The organism is Brucella thiophenivorans (assembly GCF_002252445.1).
Lineage (GTDB): Bacteria > Pseudomonadota > Alphaproteobacteria > Rhizobiales > Rhizobiaceae > Brucella > Brucella thiophenivorans.
In genome coordinates, this window is record NZ_NNRJ01000045.1 from 1 (window position 1) to 9,838 (window position 9,838).

Genomic DNA, 9,838 nt, shown 5'->3' on the forward strand with positions numbered 1-9,838 from the left:
TGAGCCATGTCTGCACTCTCGTTAAAGTAACAGTGCCGTTGCGGCCACCAGTGCTGCAAATATTCGATGCATATCGTTATCCTCGTATATTGTCTGAGTTGTTGAGTAGAGGAAGGGCCGCAGGATTTTACCACTGCGGCCGTAAATATCTTACTGCTGACGCGGTTCGTTGTTGTCGATGACGCCCTGATAAGCAACGAGGTCAAGAAAGGCTTCGGCCTCAACAACCGATCCATCCTCCATTCGGAAAATCCAGACAAATTGGTTACGGTAAGGTGCACCAGATGTCGTTGTGGCCTCAGCGTCGAAGCGGATGATGACCCTGTCCTCCACCGCCCACACATGGTGGACCTCGGGCTTCAGCGCGGTTGTAAGGCGGCTTACGAGTGGAGCCGCACCACGCTGCAGGAAATCCTCGATGCCACTATAGGTATCTGCAACTGGTCCGGATCCGTGAATTGTCCATTGGATATTGGGGGAAAGCAGGTCAAACACATTGCCGGTTCCAGCGGTCCATTTCTCAAAAGCATCGCGGACAGCGACTTCGTTGCTGCCTTCAAGTTGAGAGGAAGGCGAAGCAGATGCGTTGGTGGGCGCAGCCCAGCAAGCGATAATGAAGACTGCGGCAATCATTATATCTTGTGCGAGAGTTGGTGTTTTCCTTAAAGCAGAAATCATGCGTTCACTCCATTGTTGGGTAGTTGAGGGGGGGATAACAGTGTGGGTGGACACTAGGTGTTTCTCAGGCCATGACACCGAGTGCCCGATTGGTAACTGGGCAGTGCGTGTCAATTTGCAGATGCAGTCGGCCGAATGGTAATTTCTGTGGTATCGACGCTCGCTGGAGCCTCAATCAACTGCCGCACCGCGCGTGCAATATCCGCCGGCTGAAGCGCTATGGCGCGATATGCACCGATGACAGCAGCTGTTTCCTCATGGGTGATCGTTGCGGCAAGATCGCTTTCGACAACGCCAGGATTCACGCATGTGACGCGGATTTTGGTGCTTTCCTGTCGCAACCCGTCGGAAATCGCCCGGACCGCAAATTTTGTGGCGCAATAAACCGCCCCTGTCGGAACGACCTGCAATGCACCGATGGACCCGATATTAATGATCTGGCCGTCATCCTGCGCCTCCATGATGGGAAGTACAGCGCCGATGCCCCAAAGCACGCCCTTTATGTTGACGTCAATCATGCGCTCCCATTCATCTTGCTTGCCTGCGGAAAGCGGCGAAAGTGGCATTACACCCGCGTTGTTGACCAGAACATCGACACGCCCCCACGTCTCAATCGCAGCCTGAACGAACTCACCAACCGACTGACGACTGGTAACATCGAGTAAGTGAGCTTCAGCCACTCCACCCGCAGCACGGATTTGAGCTGCGATAGTTTCAATACGCTCAAGACGGCGCGCACCGAGCAAAACTTTCGTGCCCGCTGCACAAAGCTCTCGTGCAATTGCTTCGCCAATACCGCTTGACGCGCCTGTGATCAAAACAACCTTATTCAAAATAATTTCTCCTTAATTCTGGTCAGAGGTGTTGGTCGAAATTCAGCGCTGATAGCTTGACGGTGAAGCATCACCGAAACGATGAGCTGAGCCATCTTGTGAGGCTTTCTCCTTGGGCTTGGGAACTTGACCTTTGTTGTGGAGGTGCCGCTTAGATTGAGTTTCTTGGCGTGGTGCCACGGTAAATGGTGCCTTGTTGTGCACTGAAGGAGCTGGTGGCTCGCCGACATGCGGATTTTCCGCATGAGCTGTTCCGATCGTGAAAAGGGAGGCAGTGATAGCTAATATGGCCGTTTTCATTTTATTATCTCCTGTAGTTGGCATACGGGAAATATCGGCGCTTCTGATTGGTTGGGGTACCCATCACATTTTGGACAGTATGATTAGCGATGTTTTACAATGAGAATTGATCTGAACCTTTTGCCCATGTTTCGTGCCGTCGCGGAAGAACACAACTTCCGTGCTGCCGCCGACCGTTTGGGTGTGACACGCTCTGCCGTCAGCCAGGGATTGCGTCGTCTTGAGGACATGTTCGGGACCGCACTTGTGATGCGCACTACCCGCTCTGTGCGCCTTACCGAAGCAGGGGAGCGACTTTATGAAGCTCTATCTAACCCGCTGAGGGATATTGAAGTTGCACTTGAAGACATCTCGGCCGAGAACAGAGCCAGTGGCCTCCTTAGGATCGCCGCGACGTCTATCGCAGAGCAATTCCTTTCAGGACCACTCATTGCGTCATTTGCAGAAGCTAATCCCTATGTGACGTTAGATATTACTGTCGCAGATGAAGAGCTGGACATCGTTGCCGCTGGTTACGATGCGGGTGTGAGGCTCGGCGAGGTGATCGAGCAGGACATGATTGCTGTACCTATCACAGGTGATCAGCGAGAGATGGTCGTCGCCAGCCCATCATATCTCGCCATTCATGGAGCGCCGGTCCATCCGCGCGAGCTGGTGCATCATCGCTGTATCGGCTGGCGCCCTGCGCCAAATGTTCCGCCATATCGTTGGGAGTTTGAAGAGAACGGTACCGCCTTTGATGTGGCTGTCGAGCCCCAGATCACGACAAATGATATACGCCTGATGTTGCGTACCGCGCTGGCCGGGGGCGGAATTACCTTCGCGCCGGAAGATATATTTAGCCCATTTCTCGAATCAGGTGAATTGGTGCCGCTTCTTGGCGAATTTCTGCCACCGTTCCCTGGTTTTTTCCTCTATTTTCCTCAGCGCCAAAACATGGCCCCCAAACTTCGGGCACTAATCGAGCACATAAAGCATTCTCGCGCGCGATGAAGTTTTAACGACGATTTTTCGTACGGAGGACAAAGCGTTTCCCTGGCTTTGTCGCAAAAATTCATTTCTTCTGAGCTATGTTACGCTGAGCGGGAGGCGTCGCCTTAACGGAAATGTGTGGAGTTGGATGGTAAGGGCGGTGCATGACCGAAGAACACCAGCTTCACTATCACCGCCATCGCTTTCCTGCTGAGATCATCGCGCATGCGGTTTGGCTTTATTATCGGTTTCCGCTCAGCTTTCGCGACGTTGAAAACCTGCTTGCCGAGCGCGCATAGAGGTTTCGTTGTTAAATTCAGCCTGAATTTGACCCAGTTTTGTGTTTGATGCTGATCAGAGCCAGCACACGAATCCTTTTGAATTCCTTGGCTATTTCCGCCTTCGTATGGGTGAACCCGAAATGGAAACCTGGCTCAAAATCAGGCGAAACTCAACACACCGTATGCAGAAATATATGGCTATCTACGTAATCAGGACATCACGTCAACCGCAGGTGCAGAGGCCGTAAACGATGAGCTCCGTCATTTGGATGCTGTAGACTGGAAAGACTGGATGCCACCAGCTTTGGTTTACTTTAAGAAATTCAAGTCTCAGCCAAAGCTCGTTTCCGAGTTTTTGAAACGCCTGGAGCGCGTGTCGTATTATCTGTTGATCACAATAGGTGGATTTAATGCTCGCCTGGAAAAATTTCGGTCATTAATCGAAGCTATTCAACGAGACGACTTCGACGGCGACAGCTCAAAGCTTGAGGCTATGCATTTAAGTGACAAGGAAATGAAAGATTTCCGCGAAGCGCTCAACGGTGACATCTATTCAAAGCTACCGAAGGCAAGAGCTGCCCTTGTCCTGAGCCTTGAAAAGCTCATGAATGATCAGTCGGCGATCTTCGAATATCGCAACGTCCAGATTGAACATATTCTACCACAAAGACCTGCCAAAAATTCCGATTGGCTAACCCTTTTTGCGGATCAAGAAATCAGGGATGATTGGACACATCGTATCGCTAACCTTGCGCCATTGTATAGCCGCAAAAATCCTGCTGCATCCAATTATGACTTCAACAAGAAGAAAGAGGTCTATTTCTTCGGAAAAGACAATACTACCTCACCTTTCGCACTCATAAATAATCTGCGTGGCGTGGAAGTTTGGACACCTGAAGTTTTGGAAAAGCGACAGAAAATGCTTTTGGATAAACTCTACAAGCATTGGGAATTAAACTGACATCTAAAGGGGAGTTTCGGCTCCCCTACTCTCCCCTACCCTGCCCTCTTTGTTATAATCAACTGAAATCATTGACTTAAATTATCGGACGCTATTTCTTTATTCGGAAAAACCAACAAATGGGGAATTTCTGATGTCTGTTTTGAAAAGTACAAGAGCTCAAATCACTACAGCAGCAACCGTTTTCATTGCTCTTTCTATGCAGCAGGCAATCCCTTCAAGTGACGATGCGTGGGACGAATTCAGGAATGATGTCGAGCAGTCGTGTACAAAAGCCGTAAGCGAAATGATGACAATTGAAGACATCAAAGTCGATCCTTACGGCTCCGAGACTTTTGGCTTTGCGATCATCAAAGGTTTTGAAAAAGACAACAAGGATGAACAGCAGGTTGTCTGCGTGTTTGATAAGAAATCAAAGATGGTCGAGATCAGCGGCTTTTTCGATAAATAACTAAAAATCGGAACTATTACAGAATCAAGCTCTTCAATTACGGAGAGCTTTTCACTTACAAACAAGCATTCTACCCTGCCCTCTTCTATTAGAATCCGAATCGAAACATTAATAAAAAGAAACCAGACCAACCTTCTCCCCTAATTTATTCCTACTCGATCAAATTATTGAAATACGTCAATCACTATCAAACTACTGTAATCATTATATAAAAAGTCATTTTCCCAATCGCATTAACCATTGATTAACTAATAATTTCTTGCAGCAACCGCCAATTTCCCTATCATCACGCAAAACAACCATTTCAATGCTATTTGCTGTGATGAAAGATTTCTCTGTGAGCACATCAACTCGTCAGTTTCCAACCGATGTCTTCAATTCAATTGGAGATCAGGCAGAAATTTTGTCATCATCTTTGCAAGCGATGAGCGAAGCCCTCTTCCCGCCAACAGCTTCCAAAGAGCTTCGTAAATTTACGTCTACAGAAGCCGCAAAGCTCATCGGTGTCTCAGACTCACACCTTCGCAAGCTGAGTATTGCTGGTGATGGCCCGCAGCCGGAAACCTCATCTAATGGTCGCAGACTTTATACCCTCGGAGACATTAATGCACTCCGCAGGCTAATGGCTGACAACATCCGTGGTCGTGAACCAATTGAATTGCTTCCACATCGTCGGAAGCACGAACACTTGCAGGTTCTGGCAATTACCAATTTTAAAGGTGGCTCCGGCAAGACAACAACATCTGCTCACCTTGCACAATATTTCGCGCTGCAAGGCTATCGCGTTCTTGCCATCGATCTCGATCCTCAGGCTTCATTGTCTGCACTTCTCGGTGTCATGCCAGAAATTGACGTGCACTCAAATCAAACTCTTTATGCAGCCATTCGCTACGATGAAGAGAAGCAACCGCTTGAGAATGTGATCCGTAAAACGTATTTCGACGGCCTGCATTTAATTCCAGGAAATCTGGAATTGATGGAATTTGAGCACACCACTCCAAAGGCTCTGACTTCTGGAAACCGTAACGAGCCGCTTTTCTTCATGCGGATTTCAGAAGCCATCGATCAGGTTGCTGATAACTACGACATCGTTGTGATCGACTGCCCTCCTCAGCTTGGATTTCTAACCCTCTCAGGTTTGTGCGCAGCCACATCCATGATTGTGACCGTGCATCCGCAAATGCTCGATATCTCTTCGATGTCTCAGTTCCTGCTCATGACACGTGACCTGTTATCCGTGGTGAAAGAAGCTGGCGGAAACCTGCAGTATGATTTCATTCGATATCTATTGACCCGCTATGAGCCTCAAGACGCACCACAAACCAAGGTAGCCGCCCTACTCCGTAATCTTTTTGACGACAGCGTGTTGGTGAACCCAATGCTGAAATCAGCCGCAGTTTCGGATGCTGGTCTATCGAAACAGACACTTTATGAAATCGGCAGAGAGAACTTGACGCGTTCAACGTATGACCGCGCAATGGAAGCTCTTGATGCAGTGAATGCAGAAATCGAAGCCCTGGTGAAAAAGGCTTGGGGTCGTGAGTAGGAAATTGTTGGTACGTACCAACAGCGAGAATAGAAGAATCTGTTGGGACGTACCAACAAGGAGGATGAAATGAGCAGGAAAGAAACGATCAGCAATCTGTTTTTGCAGAAGCGTGAAGCCCCTGCCCCATCCAATGCGACTAAGCCAGATACAGATAGAGTGCGTTCAGGTGCTATTGGTGCCATGGGTGCATCTCTTAAAGAAATGGCTGAATCTGCACGTCACGCGACCGATCTCCAGAAACAGCTTGAAGAAGCCAATTCCATTCTTGAGATCGAGCCATCGCACGTTGAGCCGTCTAAGATTGCAGATCGTATCACCATAGATGTCGATGCCGCTTTCGATGAGCTCGTTGACAGCATTCGTGAGAACGGCCAGCAGGTTCCTGTGTTATTGCGTCCATTACCAGATAAAGATGGTCGATATCAAATCGCCTATGGTCGCCGCCGTCTTCGTGCAGCAGAAAAGCTTGGTATCAAAGTTCGGGCTATCGTAAAGAAGCTATCTGATTACGAGGTAATTGTTGCTCAAAGTCGTGAAAACCTAGACAGACAAGACCTGTCTTTTATCGAAAGAGCCTTCTTCGCTAAAAACATGGAAGACCTCGGTATAGAGCGTTCTGTCGTTATATCCGCGCTTGGAATGGATAAGGCTGATGTAAGCCGTTTGATTTCTGTTGCTAAAAAGGTGCCAGAAGACCTCATCAAAATCATCGGTTCAGCTCCAAAAGCAGGGCGCAAGCGTTGGCTTGAGCTTCTTGAACAGCTTGAGAAACCAGACATGCTTTCTGCTGCGGAAGACTTCTTACTCAGAGACGAGCTTTCGAAGCTTGATAGCGATCAACGTTTCTCGAAGCTGATGACACGTCTACGTGTGCTTGGGAAAGCTCGAAACGAGGGTTCTGAGGATTCCGCTGCAAAAGCCTGGAGATCTCAGGATAATCTGTTTAGCGTCACTATGAATCGGAAGCCCCGTCAACTCGATGTGTCGTTTAAGAGCGATAAATCGAATGAATTTGGCGACTGGCTATCAAACAATCTTGAGCGACTGCTAAGCGAGTTCAAGCAGTCAAATATCAACACTGGAGACTAAACCGCAAAAGAAAAGCCCCCACAAAACTGAATTTGTGAGAGCCAATCATCTGTCTAAGCAACTTATGATTCGCATTTCCCAAATTCAAAGTCAAGATTTGAAACATCATTTTTGATGTGCGGGTCTGCTTTTGCCTAATTTTGAGGCAAATGAAATGCAAATTCTGAGTTCTGTCACGACTGCCATTCGCAGTCGAATGACCAACCGAGTCTCGACTTCACAAGTGTCAGGCGAGGGCATCAAGAAATGGGAACTCTACAGGCACCTCTGTATCGCTAAAGCTGACTACGGCTTGAACGATAGATGTCTGACTGTTCTCAATTCCATGCTTTCGTTCTTAGCTGATGACGTGATCACTGCTAAGTCGAAGCTAGTGGTTTTCCCATCAAACAAATTGATTTCCCAACGAGCCCACATGATGGCCGAATCTACCCTGCGTAGACATCTCGCATCATTGGTTGAAGCTGGCATCATCTCACGCAAAAACAGCCCAAACTTCAAAAGATATGCTCACAAAGATCGAGCAGGGGAGGTCGAATTGGCATTCGGGTTCGACTTCACGCCGTTCTTTGCAATGGCATCAGATATCAAATCTGCAGCAGACCGTATTCTTGACGAACAGCGGGCTGTAAAGCGCTTGCGTGACGAGATCACAATCACTCGCAGGGAGATCACTAAAAGCTTCACAGAAGCCGCTGTAGAGCCTTCTGAGAGCCTTTATGTTCATTTCCTCGATATCGTGAATGCCATTCCACGGAAGGCTTCTCTGGCTGAATTGAAGGCGATAATGGCTAAACTCGATGCCATTATCTCTGAATTGGCTATGACACTGAAAAATAATGAGAATGCTCAGGAAATGAGCGCCAATGTTGCTCAATATGAGCGGCATATAGAGTCACTTCCAGAATCCCTTTTTGAAGAAAAAAATGGATTTTCAGATTTGAAAGAGATGACATCGAAACCAGTGCATCAGGAATCTGAAACTTATAAAGCGGAAACCATTTCGCTCGATCTCGTTGTCAGAGCTTGTCCAGATATTCAAAGCTATTCAGCATCCGGCATCAGGAGCTGGAGAGACCTCACAGATGTTTCAAAGCTGGTTTCCGGATTTCTTGGGATTTCACAAGCTGCTTATGTTGATGCTGTCCGTATTTTTGGGCTTAAGAGCGCGTCTGCTTTGATTGCTGGCATTCTGCAGAAAGTATCTGAGATCGCTTCTCCTGGTGGATATCTGAGGTCTCTGATATCGAAAGCTAGGGCAGGGGGCTTTTCGGTTGCGGAGATGCTGATGACTGGCTTGAGAAGTCGGGCTTATCAGTGATATTTGAAAGCTGGAAAACGGGGCAGGGGTGTGATGACGCGGTTTGAAGAAATCATTTGTAGTAGTGAGACTGCAAGGGCTTTTATGTCAGTTTGTGTGAACGCAAAAAGTCCTCTGGTAAGTTTTATAAATGATTGGCAGCCACTAATAGGCGCTTACTCAACGTTGATAGCTGGTGTTATTGGCGGTGCGTTAATATTTGTTCAAATTTATGATCTTCGCAAAAAGAAGAGAGCTGAGAAGCGGCAAAAGAAAAGAGCGGCGTTAATTCGAGTTCTGCACGCTGTCGCGGAAATAGGTGATTATTTAAACGAATGCTTTGAAGCATGGGAAAAGAAAAGTCCTGAAAGCCGTCCAAAACCACCTACGGAGGCGCTTCAAGTGTTAATGAATGCCGCGCCTTATGTGGAGTCCGAAAGTTTTGAAAGCTTTAGGCGGCTCATCGTTTGTTCGCAAACGTTTGAATCTCGCCTGTCATCCAAGAAAAAAATACGTACAAATAATCAGTTGAATACAATGTTGGCTGACATTGCTTGTTGAATTTCATCTGAGTTTGACCCAGTTTTGTATTTGAGGTTGATCAGTCCCAGCGCATGTATCCGGTTGAAACCCATGTCAATTTCCGAATTTGTATGGGTTAGTTCGAAATGGAAAACTGGCTCAAAATGAGCCGAAACTTAACATATTATCGAGGAATTGTTGAAGCATGTCTCGTGCTCTTGTTTAAGTACCAATTATTGGTACAATGATGCAAAGGAGCTATGACATGTCACGAAACACTTCAGTTAGCCTTGGTGATCATTTTGCCAGCTTCATCGATTCACAGGTGAGGGGAGGGCGCTATGGCTCTGCCAGTGATGTGGTGCGCGCAGGATTGCGTCTGTTGGAGGAACATGAAACGCATGTTAAGTCATTACAGGATGCGCTGATCGCAGGTGAAGAGTCTGGTCCGGCGCAGCCCCTGGATCGCGAAAGCTTCCTGCACAGAATGAAGACAAAGCATGCACTTTGATCGTTATCAGCTTACACCGCTGGCAGAAGCTGATCTGGAAGAGATCTGGGTTTACACTCTACGTGAATGGTCACTGGACCAGGCAAACAGCTACATCCATGATGTGATCGATGCATTTGAAGGGTTAAAAGACGGCAGCAAGCGGGGCCGGCCGACAGACATTCGCGCTGGCTATTTCAAATATGCTGTCGGATCGCATGTGATCTATTTTCAGGAGCAAGGAAAAAACCTTCTTGTCATCCGTGTCTTGCATGGGCGTATGGACGTCACGCGCCACTTGTGATGATCTGCTGCATTCGATTTTAACGCGGGTTTTTTCGAGAGATGGCAATTGTTTTCAATCAGCTGGCTAACCTCCGATAAGAGGTACTTATCGGAGGTGATTAACAAA

General features: G+C 47.7%; 12 protein-coding genes and 1 pseudogene. 10 read left to right on the forward strand and 3 right to left on the reverse strand.

The genetic code is table 11. The features are described 5' to 3' along the window. Nucleotides 1-150: 150 nt before the first annotated feature. The 3 genes from CEV31_RS13280 to CEV31_RS13290 all read right to left on the reverse strand — a co-directional run bounded on the left by CEV31_RS13280 (nucleotide 151) and on the right by CEV31_RS13290 (nucleotide 1,811). Nucleotides 151-678, reverse strand: a complete 528-nt coding sequence (locus CEV31_RS13280) for a nuclear transport factor 2 family protein (protein ID WP_094507550.1) — start codon at nucleotides 676-678, stop codon at nucleotides 151-153. Between the two features lie 110 nt (nucleotides 679-788). Continuing rightward, the gene (locus CEV31_RS13285; RefSeq protein ID WP_094507551.1) at nucleotides 789-1,511 is read right to left on the reverse strand and encodes an SDR family oxidoreductase; all 723 of its coding nucleotides are present in this window, start codon (nucleotides 1,509-1,511) and stop codon (nucleotides 789-791) included. Between the two features lie 42 nt (nucleotides 1,512-1,553). Next, nucleotides 1,554-1,811 (reverse strand): hypothetical protein, encoded by a 258-nt coding sequence (locus tag CEV31_RS13290; RefSeq protein WP_094507552.1) that lies wholly within the window; start codon nucleotides 1,809-1,811, stop codon nucleotides 1,554-1,556. A gap of 99 nt (nucleotides 1,812-1,910) precedes the next feature. Here CEV31_RS13290 and CEV31_RS13295 point away from each other — a divergent pair, with 99 nt between their 5' ends. From CEV31_RS13295 to CEV31_RS13345, 10 genes and pseudogenes are all read left to right on the forward strand, one after another. Then, nucleotides 1,911-2,804 (forward strand): LysR family transcriptional regulator, encoded by an 894-nt coding sequence (locus CEV31_RS13295; RefSeq protein WP_094507553.1) that lies wholly within the window; start codon nucleotides 1,911-1,913, stop codon nucleotides 2,802-2,804. 143 nt (nucleotides 2,805-2,947) lie between these two features. After that, a pseudogene (locus CEV31_RS13300) lies at nucleotides 2,948-3,076 on the forward strand (IS6 family transposase); the annotation flags it as partial. A 253-nt stretch (nucleotides 3,077-3,329) separates the two neighbouring features. Continuing rightward, a complete protein-coding gene (locus tag CEV31_RS13310; RefSeq protein WP_143850948.1) occupies nucleotides 3,330-4,025 on the forward strand; it encodes an HNH endonuclease family protein in 696 nt (231 codons plus the stop codon). 133 nt (nucleotides 4,026-4,158) lie between these two features. Continuing rightward, entirely contained in the window at nucleotides 4,159-4,476 is a 318-nt protein-coding gene (locus CEV31_RS13315) for a hypothetical protein (RefSeq protein ID WP_094507556.1), read from the forward strand. A gap of 322 nt (nucleotides 4,477-4,798) precedes the next feature. Beyond that, complete coding sequence (gene repA / locus CEV31_RS13320) at nucleotides 4,799-6,022, forward strand: plasmid partitioning protein RepA (protein WP_094507562.1); 1,224 nt, start codon at nucleotides 4,799-4,801, stop codon at nucleotides 6,020-6,022. 69 nt (nucleotides 6,023-6,091) lie between these two features. Next, nucleotides 6,092-7,114 (forward strand): plasmid partitioning protein RepB, encoded by a 1,023-nt coding sequence (repB, locus tag CEV31_RS13325; protein ID WP_094507557.1) that lies wholly within the window; start codon nucleotides 6,092-6,094, stop codon nucleotides 7,112-7,114. A gap of 154 nt (nucleotides 7,115-7,268) precedes the next feature. Continuing rightward, nucleotides 7,269-8,435, forward strand: coding sequence for a plasmid replication protein RepC (gene repC / locus CEV31_RS13330; RefSeq protein WP_094507558.1), 1,167 nt, complete (start codon nucleotides 7,269-7,271; stop codon nucleotides 8,433-8,435). Between the two features lie 33 nt (nucleotides 8,436-8,468). Continuing rightward, on the forward strand, nucleotides 8,469-8,975 hold the full coding sequence (locus CEV31_RS13335; protein ID WP_094507559.1) for a hypothetical protein: 507 nt from the start codon (nucleotides 8,469-8,471) through the stop codon (nucleotides 8,973-8,975). Between the two features lie 226 nt (nucleotides 8,976-9,201). Continuing rightward, nucleotides 9,202-9,447 carry a type II toxin-antitoxin system ParD family antitoxin gene (locus tag CEV31_RS13340; protein ID WP_094507560.1) on the forward strand — a complete coding sequence of 82 codons (246 nt, stop codon included), beginning with the start codon at nucleotides 9,202-9,204 and terminating at the stop codon, nucleotides 9,445-9,447. After that, nucleotides 9,437-9,730, forward strand: coding sequence for a type II toxin-antitoxin system RelE/ParE family toxin (locus tag CEV31_RS13345; protein WP_094507561.1), 294 nt, complete (start codon nucleotides 9,437-9,439; stop codon nucleotides 9,728-9,730). Before CEV31_RS13340 ends, CEV31_RS13345 begins: the two co-directional genes overlap by 11 nt. The last annotated feature ends 108 nt before the right edge of the window (nucleotides 9,731-9,838 follow it).